This is a genomic window from Pseudomonas sp. CFBP 8770 (genome assembly GCF_014841705.1).
GTDB lineage: Bacteria > Pseudomonadota > Gammaproteobacteria > Pseudomonadales > Pseudomonadaceae > Aquipseudomonas.
Genome location: NZ_JACYUL010000003.1, coordinates 152,339 through 167,352, shown reverse-complemented (window position 1 = coordinate 167,352; position 15,014 = coordinate 152,339). Strand labels below are relative to the sequence as shown.

The window sequence follows — 15,014 nt, the reverse complement described above, 5'->3', positions numbered from 1 at the left end:
CACGCTCCACCTTGCAGCGATGGATAGGCGCGCCGGGGATCGGTAGAGTGAAGCCAAACTACAAGGATTTCCACGTATGTGCCTGATCGTTTTCACCTGGCAGCCCGGTGACGCCCACCCGCTGGTGCTGGCGGGCAACCGTGACGAATTCCACGCACGGCCCACGGCGCCCCTGTGCCAGTGGCGGGAACACCCCGGCGTCCATGCCGGGCGGGATCTGGAAGCCGGCGGTACCTGGCTGGGCATCGGGCCCGAGCAGCGCATCGCCGCCCTGACCAATATCCGCCGACCTGGCCAGCCGCCCGCTCGGCGCTCCAGAGGTGATCTGGTCGCAGGGTTTCTCACCGGCACAGGGTCGATCGACGAGTACCTGCAGCGTGTCATGGACCGCCTGGACGAATATGCCGGATTCAATCTGCTGCTCGGCGATGGCCAGCGCCTGTGCTACCTGCACTCGGCCGAGGGTACCCCACAGTATCTGTCGGCGGGCACCTATGGATTGTCCAATGCCGGGCTCGATACGCCATGGCCCAAGCTGGTGAAGGCCCGTCAGGGGCTGGAAGCATTGGGCAGCCAGCCCAATGCGCTGCTGGACATGCTGGCCGACCCGGCCCAGGCGCCCGAGCATGCATTGCCCGACACCGGCGTGGGCCTGGCCACCGAGCGACTGCTGTCGAGCGTATTCATTACCGGCGCCAGCTACGGGACCCGGGCCAGCACCGTGGTCATCGTCGATGCTGCAGGTCGCCGGGAAATGATCGAGCGCAGTTTCGGCCCACTGGGCAGCGCACTGGGCGAAGTGCGCCTGCAATCGGTCTAGCCAGTTGCCGGCTAAACCGAACGGCCGATGCGTTTGCCCTGGCGCTTGCCGATGTCGCTGGCCTGGCCATCGCGCTGCTTGCCGGTGCGCGCATCGCTGATCAGGCCGGGAATCAATGCCCCTTCGGGGAGGTTCTTCCAGAAGCGGGTGGGCAGGTGGCCCTGCATGACCTTGGGGTTCAGGCGCGCAGGATTGAAGATGTGGCTGTAATAGGTCAGCCACAGTTCGCCTTGCGGGTCGTGCGCCTGCTGCGCCAGCTGTTGCCATTCCAGCGGGCATTGCCGTTCGTGGATCAACTGAGTGCCGTCGTAATAGACCCCGTCCTGGGGCGTTGCGATCAGCCAGCGACTGCGCCCCATGCGGCCGATGAAATGCTCGCTGGCGAGGGCCAGAATGTCGTGGGCCGGTTCATGCCAGGCCACGTACTCGGGGCCCGGTGGCCCCTCGGCTGCCACCGGCAGCTCGACGAAACGCAGGAAGGCATGCAGATGATGGCTTTCACGTCGCACCTGCTTGATGCGCCGGTGCAGTTCACTGCCCAGGCGATCACCCGCCAGCATGGCCGTGCGATCGCCGTGACTGACGCGCCAGAGCACTTCGTACAACAGGCTCCAGCGTTGCTCGCCACGGTACTGCGCGGCGCTTTCAAGAAGCTCGATGAGGGCTACGGGAATGCGCGCCTGGAATGGCCCGATTTCCGCCGGGTAGTGCTCGTCCGTGGCGAACAGGTCCGCCACGGTGTTCCAGCCCACATGACTCGGATCGATCTGATGGCTGAGCAGCCAGCGCGCCTGTTGCCGCCAGGTCGCGAACAGGTTGTCGCAGTCCAGGCATATCATCCCCACAGCCCCAACTGCTGGGGTTGCGGGCGATCACGCAACTGGTCGCGCAGCAGCAAGGTGGAAATCTCGGCCTGCTGCGGGTGGTAGTCGCTGGTGATGAAGAACGGCTTGGCCTTGGCCAGCACGCAACGCAGGCGGGTCAGGTCTTCATAGCGAATCCGCCGCTGCCGGCGCAGCTCCACCAGGCGCTTGGTGGTACGCAGGCCAATACCGGGTATGCGCGCGATCAGCGCCGGTTCGGCACGGTTCAGGTCCAACGGAAAAACGCTTCGGTTTTCCAGCGCCCAGGCCAGTTTCGGGTCGATGTCCAGCGCCAGGTCGCCCGGACCGGACAGCAATTCGTCCGCCTTGTAGCCATAGCTGCGCAGCAGGAAGTCGGCCTGGTAGAGGCGGTGCTCGCGCATCAGCGGCGGCGCTGCCAGCGGTACGCTCTTGGGACTGTTGGGAATGGGGCTGAACGCCGAATAGTAGACCCGCTTGAGGCCGAAGTTGCCGTACAGCGACTCGGCGCTGTGCAGGATGGTGCTGTCATCGGTCTGGTCGGCACCGACGATCATCTGCGTGCTCTGCCCAGCCGGTGTGAAACGCGGCGCGCGCGGCTCGTTGAGCACGGTCTGCTGACCGGTGTAGATGGTGCTCATGGCTTTCTTGATCGAAGCCACGTCTTTTTCCGGGGCCAGGGTCTGCAGGCTGGCATCGGTGGGCAGCTCGATGTTCACGCTCAAGCGATCGGCATAGCGACCGGCCTCGGCGATCAGCGCCGGGTCCGCTTCGGGAATGGTCTTGAGGTGGATGTAACCGCGAAACTGATGTTCCTCGCGCAGCAGGCGTGCGACGCGAATCAACTGCTCCATGGTGTAGTCGGCCGAGCGAATGATGCCCGAGCTCAGGAACAGCCCGCTGATGCAGTTGCGGCGATAGAAATCCACCGTCAGCCGCACCACTTCCTCAGGCGTGAAGCGCGCCCGCGGCACGTCACTGGAGCGGCGGTTGACGCAATACTGGCAATCGAACAGGCAGAAATTGGTCAACAGGATCTTGAGCAGCGATACACAGCGGCCGTCCGGCGTGTAGCTGTGGCAGATGCCCATGCCATTGGTCGAGCCCAGTCCGCCCTTGCCTTCCGAGCTGCGCTTGGGCGCACCGCTGCTGGCGCACGAGGCATCGTACTTGGCGGCGTCGGCGAGGATGCTGAGCTTATCGATCAATTGCATGAAATTTCCCGATACTGTTTTTATGTACAGTACAGAAATACCGGCCCACCAGCAACGCCACCGGTCGGCCAGAAGCCAGGCAGCACGCGGCTTCGGACCTGACCGTCGCCCCCCCCCAGGAACTCAGCCCACGGTGTCGAACTGATCCTTGATGTAGCGGATTTCGCTGCGTCCGTGAGGCGCCGGCAGGCCATCTTCGCCGAGGTTGACGAACACCAGCTTGTCCACGGTCAGGATGCTCTTGCGGGTGATCTTGTTGCGCACTTCGCACGTCAGGGTGATGGAGGTCCGCCCGAACTCGGTCGCCGTGATGCCCAACTCGATGATGTCGCCCTGGCGCGAAGCGCTGACGAAGTTGATCTCGGAGATGTACTTGGTCACCACGCGCTGATTGCCCAACTGGACGATGGCGTAGATGGCCGCTTCCTCGTCGATCCAGCGCAGCAGGCTGCCACCGAACAAGGTGCCGTTGGGGTTGAGGTCTTCGGGTTTTACCCATTTGCGCGTATGAAAATTCATGCTGGCTCCTCTGTTCTTCACCTTAAGTGGCTCGAATCATGGCAGACCGCGGCGCCCGGCTCCATTGAGCTTTGCCTATGAATACCATTATCGATCCGGCGCTGATCGTCAGAAATACTTTGGCAGCTGGGCACATCGCTATATAATCGCCACCGATTCACCCAACGGCCCTTTTCACTCCCGGCCGTTCCCGCCACCCGTCCGAGGGGCGCTGCAGCAGGCTCGACCTGTCAGGCTCGGATGGGGCGTTGTCCTTTCCGGCCTTGCCTGGGGACGCCAAACGCACACAACGGCGCCCATTCGAACCTTACGAATGGAGGCTCTTAATGAGCGCTGTACTTACGCCTGCTGGTTTTTCCGATTTCAAAGTCGCCGACATTTCCCTGGCTGCCTGGGGCCGTCGCGAAACCATCATTGCCGAGTCGGAAATGCCTGCACTGATGGGCCTGCGCCGCAAATACGCCGGCCAGCTGCCGCTCCAGGGTGCGAAGATCCTGGGCTGCATCCACATGACCATCCAGACCGCCGTGCTGATCGAGACTCTGGTCGCGCTGGGTGCCGAAGTGCGCTGGTCCTCGTGCAACATTTTTTCCACCCAGGATCAGGCCGCTGCAGCCATCGCTGCCGCCGGTATCCCGGTGTTCGCCTGGAAAGGTGAAACCGAGGAAGAATACGAGTGGTGCATCGAGCAGACCATCCTCAAGGACGGCCAGCCATGGGATGCCAACATGATCCTGGACGACGGCGGCGATCTGACCGAAATCCTGCACAAGAAATACCCGGCCATGCTGGACAAGGTCCACGGCGTGACCGAAGAAACCACCACCGGCGTGCACCGCCTGCTGGACATGCTGGCCAAGGACGAACTGAAGATCCCGGCCATCAACGTCAACGACTCGGTGACCAAGAGCAAGAACGACAACAAGTACGGCTGCCGTCACAGCCTCAACGACGCCATCAAGCGCGGCACCGACCACCTGTTGTCGGGCAAGCAGGCGCTGGTGATCGGCTACGGTGACGTGGGCAAGGGCTCGGCCCAGTCGCTGCGTCAGGAAGGCATGATCGTCAAGGTTTCCGAAGTCGACCCGATCTGCGCCATGCAGGCCTGCATGGATGGCTACGAGCTGGTTTCGCCATTCATCGACGGCATCAACGATGGCACCGAAGCGAGCATCGACAAGGCCCTGCTGGGCAAGATCGACCTGATCGTCACCACCACCGGTAATGTCAACGTCTGCGATGCCAACATGCTCAAGGCGCTGAAGAAGCGTGCCGTGGTCTGCAACATCGGTCACTTCGACAACGAAATCGACACCGCTTTCATGCGCAAGAACTGGGCATGGGAAGAAGTGAAGCCACAGGTGCACAAGATCCACCGCACCGGTGCCGGCAGCTTCGACGCGCAGAACGACGACTACCTGATCCTGCTGGCCGAAGGCCGTCTGGTTAACCTGGGCAACGCCACCGGTCACCCAAGCCGCATCATGGACGGCTCGTTCGCCAACCAGGTGCTGGCACAGATCTTCCTGTTCGAGCAGAAGTACGCCGACCTGGACGCCAACGGCAAGGCTGCGCGCCTGACCGTCGAAGTGCTGCCAAAGAAACTCGACGAGGAAGTGGCTCTGGAAATGGTCCGCGGCTTCGGCGGCGTGGTCACCCAGCTGACCCAGAAGCAGGCCGACTACATCGGCGTCACCGTCGAAGGTCCGTTCAAGCCAGAAGCCTACCGCTACTAAGCTTCTGCACCGTTGACACGGCGGGCCAGCCAACACTGGCCCGCTCGATGGGTTTACCGAGAAACTGCCATGTCTCAAGATCGTCCCTTAAGCTTCGAGTTCTTTCCGACCAAGACCGATGCCGGGCATGAAAAGCTGATGGGCGTTGCCCGCCAATTGGCTGCCTACAAACCCGATTTCTTTTCCTGCACCTACGGCGCTGGCGGTTCGACCCGCGACCGCACGTTGAACACCGTTCTGCAGCTGGAAAACGAAGTCAATGTTCCCGCCGCTCCGCACCTGTCGTGCGTGGGCGACAGCAAGCAAGAACTGCGTGGCCTGCTCGACCAGTACAAGGCGGCGGGCATCAAGCGCATCGTTGCCCTGCGCGGCGACCTGCCTTCGGGTATGGGCATGTCCAGCGGCGAGCTGCGCCATGCCAACGACCTGGTCGAGTTCATTCGCGCCGAAACCGGCGACCACTTCCACATCGAAGTGGCGGCCTACCCCGAGATGCACCCGCAGGCGCGCAATTTCGAAGATGACCTGGTCAACTTCGCGCGCAAGGCCAATGCCGGCGCCAGCAGCGCAATCACTCAGTACTTCTTCAACGCCGACAGCTATTTCTACTTCGTCGAGCGCGTGCAGAAGCTGGGCGTGAACATTCCGATCGTGCCCGGCATCATGCCGATCACCAACTACAGCAAGCTGGCGCGTTTCTCCGACGCCTGCGGCGCGGAAATCCCGCGCTGGGTGCGCAAGCAGCTGGAAGCCTACGGCGATGACGTGAAAAGCATCCAGGCGTTCGGCGAGCAAGTGATCACGCAGATGTGTGAGCGTTTATTGCAGGGCGGCGCACCGGGCCTGCACTTCTATACCCTTAACCAGGCAGAACCCAGCCTGGCCGTATGGAACAATCTGAAACTCAGCAGCTGAGTCTTCTCAGACGGCCTCAGGGCCTCGGCACATTGCCGGGGCCTTTTTTTGTCGTTCATCAGCATCAGAATCAGGTCCATGGTCACTCAAACCCGCTCTTCTCGTCCGCAGCTGGTCTACCTCGTGTTCGGTGCCGACACCTATCACCGGGAAGCCATCTTCAGCATCTGCAGTGCCCTGGCTCGTCTACGTGAAACGCCCGGTCACAGCATCGACATCCAGGTGTTCACCGACGACCCCGCACCCTACGGCGACCTGCCGGTGCGCGTACGCAATTTCGACGCGGCCACCCGCAAGGCGTGGATGCAGCCGCACGGTTACCACTTCCGCATCAAGCACATGGCGCTGCTCGAAGTGCTGCGCGAATCCGAAGTCGCCCTGCTGATAGACACCGACACCTTCTTCCATCAGTCGCCGCTGGCGCTGTTCGAGCGTATCGCGCCGGGGAGCCTGCTGTGCAACGCGATCGGTATCCGCTATGGCGACTGCCGGGAAAGCGTGCTGTACAGCGCATTGAGCGAAGAACTGCAGGCGCGCGGCCTGGCCGATGACCAGATGCCCCTGATCAACTCCGGGGTGATCGGCCTGCATGCCGACAATGCCTGCCTGCTGGAGCGCTCGATCGAGCTGATGGACGATCTGTACCCGCGGGCCCAGGGCGCCTACATTCTCGAGGAGTTCTGCCTGGGCATCGCCGCCTACCGGCACTACGCCCTGCGCGAGTGCCCCGACCTGATCCACCACTACTGGAGCCGCAAGCAGCTGTTCCGGGCCAAGGTCATGGCGTGGCTGCGCAAGCACCAGGACGTGCCGCTCGACCCCGCTGCGCTGGACGATACCCAGCAAGTCACCGCCCAATTGCCGCGTCCGCCCGCCGCGCAACGCTTGCTGTTCAAGGCCGTGACCCTGCTGCTGCCCGGTCATCAGCGGCAGTTCGTGCGCGAAGTGCTGTATGGCTGCTACCCCCATGCCAACGAATTCGACCAGGCCTGCGCACCCGTCTGGTGGGAAAAGGCCCAGGACAACGTCGAGCGGCGCATGCGCACGCCGCTGCAGCCCAGGCAACTGGAGCAGTGGCTGGGGCATCCCGGCGTTCGTTTACTGCTGGGCCGCCGCCGCAGCTCCATCTATCAGCACCTGACGAGCCGGCAAAAGTCCTGAAAGCCCGGCGCAGACCTTTTCAAGCGGAGCCAGCCGTCGTAATCTCCGGCCCATGGTTGCCATCCTCCGCTCGTTGCCCTCTGCGCTTCTCCTTTGCTGGTGCCTGCAGGCCCACGGCGAAACGCTGCGTATCGTCACCGATTCGTGGGCGCCCTACGCCTTCGAGGAACACGGTAAGGCGCAGGGAATCGACTACGACATCACCGCGCTGATCTTCGAGCGCCTGGGCATTCAAGTGCAATGGCAGTTCCTGCCGTGGAAACGCTGTCTGGCCATGCTCGATCAAGGCCAGGCCGACGGCATCCTCGATATTTTCCAGACCAACGAACGCGACGCCAGCCTGTTCTACCCCAGGGAGCCGCTGTCGGAGGTGGAATGGGTGTTCTACCAGGCCAACGATCGCCCTCACCCAGTGCAGAGCATGACCGACCTCAAGGGGCTGACCGTGGGCATCACGGCCGGGTACGACTACGGTGACGAGTTCGCCCAGGCACCTGGTGTGATCCGCGAGAGCGGACCCAGCCAGGAAGCCAACTTCGGCAAGCTGGCCAAGGCACGCATCGACCTGCTGATCACCGACCGCCGGGTCGGGGAATACACCGTCAAGCGTCTGGGCCTTGAGCAGCGGGTCAGTCGCCTGCCCATGGAGATCGGCAGCAACCCGCAGTTTCTGGCGGTACGCCGCGGCGCCGGGATGGACCTGCTGGTGCAGCGCTTCGCCGCCGAACTGCGCCGGTTCAAACAGGAGCCAGCCTACGCGCAGCTGCTGGCACGCTATGCCGATGCGCCAATGAGTGGTAAAACGCTACCTTCCGCTGCGCCGCATATCCTCCGGCAATCGCCTGCGGACACCGCTGGGCAGCGTGAAAGCAGCGCAATGTGATTGCTCTGTTATACTCGGCCCTTGTGCCAGGCTTACGTCCGGCCGCTCGGCCTTGCCAAGGCCTCCCGAAGCACCTGCCAGCTGGGCTTGCGCCCGCGCACCGCTTCGTGATGCCCCCTTTGCAACCCCAGCAGGACCGGACGCGGCAGTGTCATCACACACCCGTCGCGCCAGGCAAGATTATCCCTCGGGCATAAGCCCCTACTAGAACAGGATTACTCATGTCCTTTGCTTCCCTCGGTCTCTCCGAGGCTCTAGTCCGCGCCATCGAGGCAGCGGGCTACACCCAGCCCACCCCGGTGCAACAGCGGGCCATTCCCGCCGTGTTGCAAGGCCGCGACCTGATGGTTGCCGCTCAGACAGGTACAGGTAAGACCGGCGGTTTCGCCCTTCCGATTCTGGAACGGCTGTTCCCAGGTGGTCACCCGGACAAATCCCAACGTCATGGCCCGCGCCAACCGCGCGTGCTGGTCCTGACTCCGACGCGCGAACTCGCCGCCCAGGTTCACGACAGCTTCAAGACCTATGCCCGCGACCTCAAATTCGTCAGCGCCTGCATCTTCGGCGGTGTCGGCATGAACCCGCAGGTTCAGGCCATGTCCCGCGGTGTCGACGTGCTGGTGGCCTGCCCCGGCCGCCTGCTCGACCTGTGTGGCCAGGGCAGTGTCGATCTGTCCCACGTCGAAATCCTCGTGCTCGACGAAGCTGACCGCATGCTCGACATGGGCTTCGTGCACGACGTCAAGAAAGTACTCTCGCGCCTGCCGTCCAAGCGTCAGAACCTGCTGTTCTCGGCGACGTTCTCCAAGGACATCACCGACCTGGCCGGCAAGCTGCTGCACAACCCCGAGCGCATCGAAGTCACGCCGCCCAACACCACGGTCGAGCGCATCGAACAGCGTGTCTATCGCCTGGCCTCTAGCCACAAGCGTTCGCTGCTGGCGCACCTGATCACTCAGGGCGCGTGGGAGCAGGTACTGGTGTTCACCCGTACCAAGCACGGCGCCAACCGCCTGGCCGAGTACCTGGAGAAGCATGGCCTGAGCGCCGTGGCGATCCACGGCAACAAGAGCCAGAACGCACGCACCAAGGCCCTGGCAGACTTCAAGGCCGGTGCCGTACGCATCATGGTTGCCACCGACATTGCTGCCCGTGGCCTGGACATCGACCAGTTGCCGCACGTGGTCAACTTCGAGCTGCCCAACGTCGACGAAGACTACGTGCACCGTATCGGCCGTACCGGCCGTGCCGGCCGCAGTGGCGAGGCGATCTCGCTGGTCGCGCCGGACGAAGAGAAGCTGCTCAAGAGCATCGAGCGCATGACCAGGCAGAAGATCCCGGACGGTGATCTGATGGGCTTCGATGCCAGCACCGTGGAAGCGGAAAAACCCGAGGTGCGTGAACGCCCTCAGGCCAACAATGCTCGCGGCGCTCGCGCGCCACGCGGCGACGGCAGCAGCAATGCCGGTGGTGGACGCAAGGACAAAGGGAAGGACAAAGGCAAGGAAAAGCCCGCCGGGGCGCGTTCTGAACGCCAACCCCGTGACCAGAAGCCCCGTCAGCCCCAAGCTGCGCGCCCGGCCGTAGAACCGACTGTTTCCGCCAACCGTGCGCCGGACGAATTCCTCGATGACGAAGTGGACAACTTCGGCAACCGCGCGGATTACGTCAGCCCCTATCAGGGCAAGAACCAGGGCCGTGGTCGTCGTCCGGGCGCCTCGGCTCCGGCCGGTGCTGCCGCGCCTGCAGCCGCGCCTCGCCAGGGTCGTCCTGCCGGTGGTGCGCCGCGCAGCGGTGGCGCCGCGCGTCCGGCTGGCACTGGTGACAACGCCGGTGCCAAGCGTGGCCCGCGCAGCAACGGGGGTGGCGCGCGTGACGGCCAGCCCCGTCGCGAAAGCAACCCGCGCAACCGCCGCCCGGCACGTGACGAGCAGCCACGCCAGGAACCGGTGGTAGCTGACTCGCGCAACCCGAGCCAACCGGTGATCGTGCACAAGGAATCGAAGATCGATCGTTTCCCCACCGCCGAGCAGCTGGAGCAATTGCCAAGCCGGCCACGGGGTGAAAAGCCTGCGCTGCTGACGCGTAATCGCGAAGGCTGAGCATGAGGTAGGCAGGCTCGCAGCCCTGTGGGAGCGGGCNCTGCGGCGTTTTTTTGTGTCAGCGAATAACTTACTTCGCTTTCACACCTTCAAACGTGAAGTACAGCTCGACGGTGTCCGACTGTGGACCAAGGTCCATCGACTTGGGCGCGAAGTCCTTGCGGTTGATCGACGTGGTGCCTTCGAAACCGGCACGGTAGCCGCCCCATGGATCCTTGCCTTCACCCAGGAAGGTAGCCTTGATCACGACTGGCTTGGTCACGCCGTGCAGGGTCAGGTCGCCGGTCACGTCAGCAGTGGTCTTGCCATCGGCGCTTTTGCCGGTCGGCTTGACGCTGGTGGACTTGAAGGTAGCCTCGGGAAACGCGGCGACGTCCAGGAAGTCCTTGCTGCTGATGTGCTTGTCGCGTTCGGCGTGGTTGGTGAACACGCTGGCGGTCTTCAAGGTCACGTCGATCTTCGAGTCTTCAGGCTTGGCTGCATCGAAGCTGAACGAGCCGTCGAAGTCCTTGAAGGTACCGGTGATGAAGCTGTAGCCCAGGTGGCTGATCTTGAAGTCGACGAAAGCGTGCTGGCCTTCCTTGTCGATCTTGTAGTCGGCGGCCATGGCCTGGCCTGCGGTGAACAAGGCAGAACCAATGGCAAGTGCGGCGAGCGTCTTTTTCAACATACAGAATATTCCTCGAATAGATTTATAGGTACGGCAGTCAAGCTTTGCGACCCAGCATGCGAATGAGGGTTGCATCACGATCGATGAAGTGGTGTTTCAATGCGGCCAGGCCATGCAATACGGCGAACATCACCAATACCCAGGCCAGGTAGAAATGCACGGTACCGGCGGTTTCAGCCTGATCGGGCAACCCGCTGACCAATGCCGGAATCTCGAACAGTCCGAACACGGGAATTCCCACGCCGTCGGCCGTCGAGATCAGGTAACCGGCGCTCATCACCAGAAACAGGTCCACATAGAGAAACAGGTGGCCCAGATGAGCCGCAGTGCGGGTGAGCTTGCCTTGATTGGGCGTGGGTGGCGGCGGCGGGCTGATGAAGCGCCAGACCACGCGCAGCAGCATGAAGAAGAACAGCACCAGACCGATGCTCTTGTGCAGGTCGGGGCCAGCCTTGCGCCATGGGTCGTAGTAGCCCAGGCCAACCATCCACAGACCGAGGGCAAAAAGCCCGAACACGGTCAGCGCGGCGCCCCAGTGCAGAACGATGCTGACCCAGCCATAGCGAGAGGGAGAATTACGTAGTTGCATGTGCCTGGACCCTGTAAGAACTGCGCTCAAGATGACTGACTCACTTATCGAATTAAAGCGGAAAATCTCGCTTTGAAATATCGATAAAGTCGATTAAGTCAGTATTAAGCGCAGGGATGTCAGTGACAAGGTCGCGACTTCTGCATGTAGAAGGCTCGCCGCCAACCTGCGAAGAAGGCGACGGCGAGGGTGCGAAACCTACGGCTGTACCGCAGGCTTTTTCGCTTCGGTCTTGTTTTTCGGTTCAACCGGCTTTTTGGTTTCGACCGGCTTCTTGGCCGCAGGCTTGTTCACCTCGGCCTTCTTCGTCTCTGGCTTCTTGGCGTCGACCTTTTTCACGGGTGCAGCCTTCTTCACAGGCTCGGCCTTGGCCGGCGTTGGCGCAGGCACCACCACAGGCACCGGGGCGGGCGTTGGAACAGGCGCTGGCGCCGGTACTGGCGCAGGAGCAGGCGCAGGTGCTGGCTCGACCGGCTTGGCCACGGGCGTCTCGCCCCCACCAAACCATTTGGAGAAGAATCCAGGCTTGCTGTCGACGGCCTTCGCTGGCACAGCCACTGGCAGAGCCACTTTGACCGGCTCGAAAGATTTACCTGCCGCCAGGTCCAGAACCTGGCCCGCGGCGTGCTGGCCACTGCGCAGCGCACCTTCCAGCGTGCCTGGGTACAGCGCATCGGTATGTTCACCGGCGAAAGCGATGCGCTGCTGAGGCTTTTCCCAAACCTTCCAGAACTTGCTGATCTGCCCCGGCCCGTAAGCCAGGTAGGCGCCGCCATAGGAAGGATCGACACTGTAGCGACGGATTTCATAGCCAGTGAAGGCACCGCGCGCCTGAGGATAGAACGCGTGCAGGCGGATCAACACCTGGTCGACCATCTGCTTGTCGCCAAAGGCCTGCAGCAGGCGAGCGTTGTCACCGGACAGGTTGATCACCACGTTGGCGCCGCCCTTCAAGGCCGGCTCGATCCACAACATGCCCAGCCCGGTGTTGCTGTAGATCTCGCCGGACATGCGCGCCTTGCTGTCCCACACCGGCGTCTTGAACTTGAGCAGCAACTGGTCGCGCCAACCGTAGTTGGTGCCTTTGATCGCCGCCAGCTGACGATTGTCCAGCGCCGGCGTGAAAGCGATCTTGCCCAGCGCACGCAAGGGTACGGCCAGCACCACGTAACTGGCCTGGTAACCCACGGCACCGACCTTGACGGTCACGCCGTCCTTGTCCTGACTGATGGCCGAGACCGGTGAATCGGTCTTGATGGTCTTGATCTGTTTGACGAAGGCCTGAGCCAGCACGGGGCTGCCGCCAATCAAGCGCGAAGCGCGCAGATCGCGATCGTCGATGTCCTGGTAGACGCGGCTCTGCTGGGCGAAATACAGCAGCGACAGGCGCGATGGTTCGTCATAACGCGTACGAATTTTCTGATTGATCAGCTGCCGTGCCGTGGCGGGCAGTTGCAGGCGGTCCAGCCAGTTGGACACGTTGATCTGGTCCAGGGCGAACAAGGTGCTGGTTGCACCGGGGTTTTCCGGGTCCTTGACCGAGCGGGCCAGGTCATCCAGGGTTTTCTCGTAGCGCTTGAGCGCCTCCGCCGTCGCTGGCTGCTTGGTGGCCAGGTCGGCAGCGCTGAAGTACTCGCCGTCGATCAGGTAGCCGGGGTTGCGGACGAATTCCGGTGCTGGCTGGGTGGCCAGCTTGAAGGTGTTCACATAGCCGTTGAGCACCGGCTGAATCTTGCTGCCGCCGATCCACTCGCTGGTGGCCAGGCCCGAGCGGCCGCCAAGGCTGGGGCGCGCCTCGAGCAAGGTCACCTGCCAGCCCTTGGCCTGCAGCTCATAGGCAGCCGTCAGGCCCGCCAGACCGCCGCCGACGACGATCGCCGTCTGTGCCTTGTCATTGCCCAACGCCTGCGCGCTGAACAGCCCCACCACTATCAGCGCCCAAGCGCGCAACCAACCAGCAGACATGCAGAGAACTCCGGCAGAGCAAGCGATATGGCCGGATCATGCCCCGGCAATGGCAAAGTGCCGCGCAGCATACGCCAGCGCCATACTGCCCGCCAGCGCCGCCATCGAGCATGTTTGGGTTGTGAGCCGAGGCCTCATTGCATAGGCTTGCGCGACTGTTTGCCAAGCGTGTTGCCGCGGGAGAAAAAGATGGGACTCAACGATCAGTGGATGAAGCGCGACCTCGAGGTCTTGTGGCACCCCTGCACCCAGATGAAAGACCACGAGCGGCTGCCGCTGATCCCGATCAAGCGCGGTGAAGGCGTATGGCTGGAGGACTTCGAAGGCAAGCGTTACCTGGATGCGGTCAGCTCCTGGTGGGTCAATGTATTCGGGCACGCCAACCCGCGCATCAATCAGCGCATCAAGGATCAGGTCGATCAGCTGGAACATGTGATTCTGGCCGGCTTCAGCCATCAGCCGGTGATCGAGCTGTCCGAGCGGTTGGTGAAGATGACGCCCGAAGGCCTGACCCGCTGTTTCTACGCCGACAACGGCTCGTCGTGCATCGAAGTCGCGCTGAAGATGAGCTTTCACTACTGGGTCAACCGCGGTCAGCCGAACAAGCAGCGCTTCGTCACGCTGACCAACAGCTATCACGGCGAAACCATTGCGGCGATGTCGGTCGGTGACGTGCCGCTATTCACCGAAACCTACAAGCCGCTGCTGCTCGACACCTTGAAAGTGCCGAGCCCGGACTGCTACCTGCGGCCCGAAGGGGTGAGTTGGGAGGAGCATTCGCGCACGCTGTTCCAAGCCATGGAACACACCCTGGCCGAGCACCATGAAAGCATTGCTGCGGTGATCATCGAACCGTTGATCCAGGGTGCTGGCGGTATGCGCATGTATCACCCGGTGTACCTCAAGCTGTTGCGCGAGGCGTGCGACCGCTACGGCGTGCACCTGATCCACGACGAAATTGCGGTGGGGTTCGGCCGTACCGGAACGATGTTCGCCTGCGAGCAGGCCGGCATCCGTCCGGATTTCCTGTGCCTGTCCAAGGCGCTGACCGGGGGCTACCTGCCGCTGGCCGCCTGTGTGACCACCGATGACGTCTACAGCGCTTTCTACGACGACTACCCGACACTGCGCGCCTTCCTGCATTCGCACAGCTACACCGGCAATCCGCTGGCCTGTGCCGCGGCGCTGGCAACACTGGACATCTTCGAGCAGGACAACGTCATCGAGAACAACCGCGCCCTGGCCGAGCGCATGGCCAGCGCCACGGCGCACCTCGTCGATCATGCCCATGTGGCCGAAGTGCGCCAGACCGGCATGGTCCTGGCCATCGAAATGGTCCAAGACAAGGCCAGCAAGACCGCCTACCCCTGGCAGGAGCGGCGCGGATTGAAAGTATTCAACCACGCACTCGAACGTGGCGCGTTGCTGCGGCCGCTGGGCAGCGTGGTGTATTTCCTGCCGCCCTACGTAATTACGCCCGAGCAAATCGACTTCCTGGCCGAGGTGGCCAGCGAGGGGATCGATATCGCCACGCGCAGCAGCGTGAGCGTGCAGGTAACCGAAGATTTCCACCCTGGGTTTCGCGATCCGGGTTGAGT

13 protein-coding genes and 1 riboswitch are annotated in these 15,014 nt (G+C 62.7%); of the genes, 7 read left to right on the top strand and 6 right to left on the bottom strand.

Annotation, left to right across the window (positions count from 1 at the left end; all coding sequences use genetic code 11):
* Positions 1-76 precede the first annotated feature (76 nt).
* The gene (locus IFT98_RS08055; RefSeq protein WP_192048003.1) at positions 77-820 is read left to right on the top strand and encodes an NRDE family protein; all 744 of its coding nucleotides are present in this window, start codon (positions 77-79) and stop codon (positions 818-820) included.
* Positions 821-831: 11 nt separating this feature from the next.
* Here the strand turns inward: IFT98_RS08055 and IFT98_RS08050 are convergent, their stop codons facing one another.
* The 3 genes from IFT98_RS08050 to IFT98_RS08040 form a co-directional block, all read right to left on the bottom strand.
* Positions 832-1,659 carry a TIGR03915 family putative DNA repair protein gene (locus IFT98_RS08050; RefSeq protein ID WP_192048002.1) on the bottom strand — a complete coding sequence of 276 codons (828 nt, stop codon included), beginning with the start codon at positions 1,657-1,659 and terminating at the stop codon, positions 832-834.
* Positions 1,656-2,876 carry a putative DNA modification/repair radical SAM protein gene (locus tag IFT98_RS08045; protein WP_122480551.1) on the bottom strand — a complete coding sequence of 407 codons (1,221 nt, stop codon included), beginning with the start codon at positions 2,874-2,876 and terminating at the stop codon, positions 1,656-1,658. The genes IFT98_RS08050 and IFT98_RS08045 overlap by 4 nt, the downstream gene beginning before the upstream one ends.
* Positions 2,877-2,999: 123 nt before the next feature.
* Entirely contained in the window at positions 3,000-3,395 is a 396-nt protein-coding gene (locus IFT98_RS08040) for an acyl-CoA thioesterase (RefSeq protein ID WP_122480552.1), read from the bottom strand.
* A gap of 197 nt (positions 3,396-3,592) precedes the next feature.
* Positions 3,593-3,700, top strand: a riboswitch (S-adenosyl-L-homocysteine riboswitch).
* A 21-nt stretch (positions 3,701-3,721) separates the two neighbouring features.
* Here IFT98_RS08040 and IFT98_RS08035 point away from each other — a divergent pair.
* The 5 genes from IFT98_RS08035 (at position 3,722) to IFT98_RS08015 (ending at position 10,192) form a co-directional block, all read left to right on the top strand.
* Positions 3,722-5,131, top strand: a complete 1,410-nt coding sequence (locus IFT98_RS08035) for an adenosylhomocysteinase (protein WP_192048001.1) — start codon at positions 3,722-3,724, stop codon at positions 5,129-5,131.
* A 69-nt stretch (positions 5,132-5,200) separates the two neighbouring features.
* Positions 5,201-6,046, top strand: a complete 846-nt coding sequence (gene metF, locus IFT98_RS08030; protein ID WP_192048000.1) for a methylenetetrahydrofolate reductase [NAD(P)H] — start codon at positions 5,201-5,203, stop codon at positions 6,044-6,046.
* A gap of 78 nt (positions 6,047-6,124) precedes the next feature.
* Positions 6,125-7,207, top strand: coding sequence for a hypothetical protein (locus IFT98_RS08025; RefSeq protein ID WP_192047999.1), 1,083 nt, complete (start codon positions 6,125-6,127; stop codon positions 7,205-7,207).
* Positions 7,208-7,259: 52 nt separating this feature from the next.
* On the top strand, positions 7,260-8,090 hold the full coding sequence (locus tag IFT98_RS08020) for a substrate-binding periplasmic protein (RefSeq protein WP_192047998.1): 831 nt from the start codon (positions 7,260-7,262) through the stop codon (positions 8,088-8,090).
* A 221-nt stretch (positions 8,091-8,311) separates the two neighbouring features.
* Complete coding sequence (locus IFT98_RS08015; RefSeq protein WP_122714475.1) at positions 8,312-10,192, top strand: DEAD/DEAH box helicase; 1,881 nt, start codon at positions 8,312-8,314, stop codon at positions 10,190-10,192.
* A 70-nt stretch (positions 10,193-10,262) separates the two neighbouring features.
* Here IFT98_RS08015 and IFT98_RS08010 read toward each other — a convergent pair whose 3' ends face one another.
* From IFT98_RS08010 to IFT98_RS08000, 3 genes are all read right to left on the bottom strand, one after another.
* Positions 10,263-10,862: a YceI family protein gene (locus IFT98_RS08010; protein ID WP_122480558.1), complete on the bottom strand. Its 600-nt coding sequence runs from the start codon at positions 10,860-10,862 to the stop codon at positions 10,263-10,265.
* Between the two features lie 37 nt (positions 10,863-10,899).
* The gene (locus IFT98_RS08005; protein WP_192047997.1) at positions 10,900-11,451 is read right to left on the bottom strand and encodes a cytochrome b; all 552 of its coding nucleotides are present in this window, start codon (positions 11,449-11,451) and stop codon (positions 10,900-10,902) included.
* 198 nt (positions 11,452-11,649) lie between these two features.
* Positions 11,650-13,416: a flavin monoamine oxidase family protein gene (locus tag IFT98_RS08000; protein WP_192047996.1), complete on the bottom strand. Its 1,767-nt coding sequence runs from the start codon at positions 13,414-13,416 to the stop codon at positions 11,650-11,652.
* Between the two features lie 189 nt (positions 13,417-13,605).
* On the opposite strand from IFT98_RS08000, the gene IFT98_RS07995 reads away from it, so the two are divergent.
* The gene (locus IFT98_RS07995) at positions 13,606-15,012 is read left to right on the top strand and encodes an adenosylmethionine--8-amino-7-oxononanoate transaminase (protein WP_192047995.1); all 1,407 of its coding nucleotides are present in this window, start codon (positions 13,606-13,608) and stop codon (positions 15,010-15,012) included.
* Positions 15,013-15,014 lie beyond the last annotated feature (2 nt).

Bases quoted from the DNA above. Each gene is read 5' to 3' on its own strand.
- IFT98_RS08045 (WP_122480551.1), bottom strand. From the start codon at position 2,876: ATGCAATTGATCGATAAGCTCAGCATCCTCGCCGACGCCGCCAAGTAC.
- IFT98_RS08035 (WP_192048001.1), top strand. From the start codon at position 3,722: ATGAGCGCTGTACTTACGCCTGCTGGTTTTTCCGATTTCAAAGTCGCC.
- IFT98_RS08040 (WP_122480552.1), bottom strand. From the start codon at position 3,395: ATGAATTTTCATACGCGCAAATGGGTAAAACCCGAAGACCTCAACCCC.
- metF (WP_192048000.1), top strand. From the start codon at position 5,201: ATGTCTCAAGATCGTCCCTTAAGCTTCGAGTTCTTTCCGACCAAGACC.
- IFT98_RS08025 (WP_192047999.1), top strand. From the start codon at position 6,125: ATGGTCACTCAAACCCGCTCTTCTCGTCCGCAGCTGGTCTACCTCGTG.
- IFT98_RS08000 (WP_192047996.1), bottom strand. From the start codon at position 13,416: ATGTCTGCTGGTTGGTTGCGCGCTTGGGCGCTGATAGTGGTGGGGCTG.
- IFT98_RS08010 (WP_122480558.1), bottom strand. From the start codon at position 10,862: ATGTTGAAAAAGACGCTCGCCGCACTTGCCATTGGTTCTGCCTTGTTC.
- IFT98_RS08015 (WP_122714475.1), top strand. From the start codon at position 8,312: ATGTCCTTTGCTTCCCTCGGTCTCTCCGAGGCTCTAGTCCGCGCCATC.
- IFT98_RS08055 (WP_192048003.1), top strand. From the start codon at position 77: ATGTGCCTGATCGTTTTCACCTGGCAGCCCGGTGACGCCCACCCGCTG.
- IFT98_RS08050 (WP_192048002.1), bottom strand. From the start codon at position 1,659: ATGATATGCCTGGACTGCGACAACCTGTTCGCGACCTGGCGGCAACAG.
- IFT98_RS08020 (WP_192047998.1), top strand. From the start codon at position 7,260: ATGGTTGCCATCCTCCGCTCGTTGCCCTCTGCGCTTCTCCTTTGCTGG.
- IFT98_RS08005 (WP_192047997.1), bottom strand. From the start codon at position 11,451: ATGCAACTACGTAATTCTCCCTCTCGCTATGGCTGGGTCAGCATCGTT.
- IFT98_RS07995 (WP_192047995.1), top strand. From the start codon at position 13,606: ATGGGACTCAACGATCAGTGGATGAAGCGCGACCTCGAGGTCTTGTGG.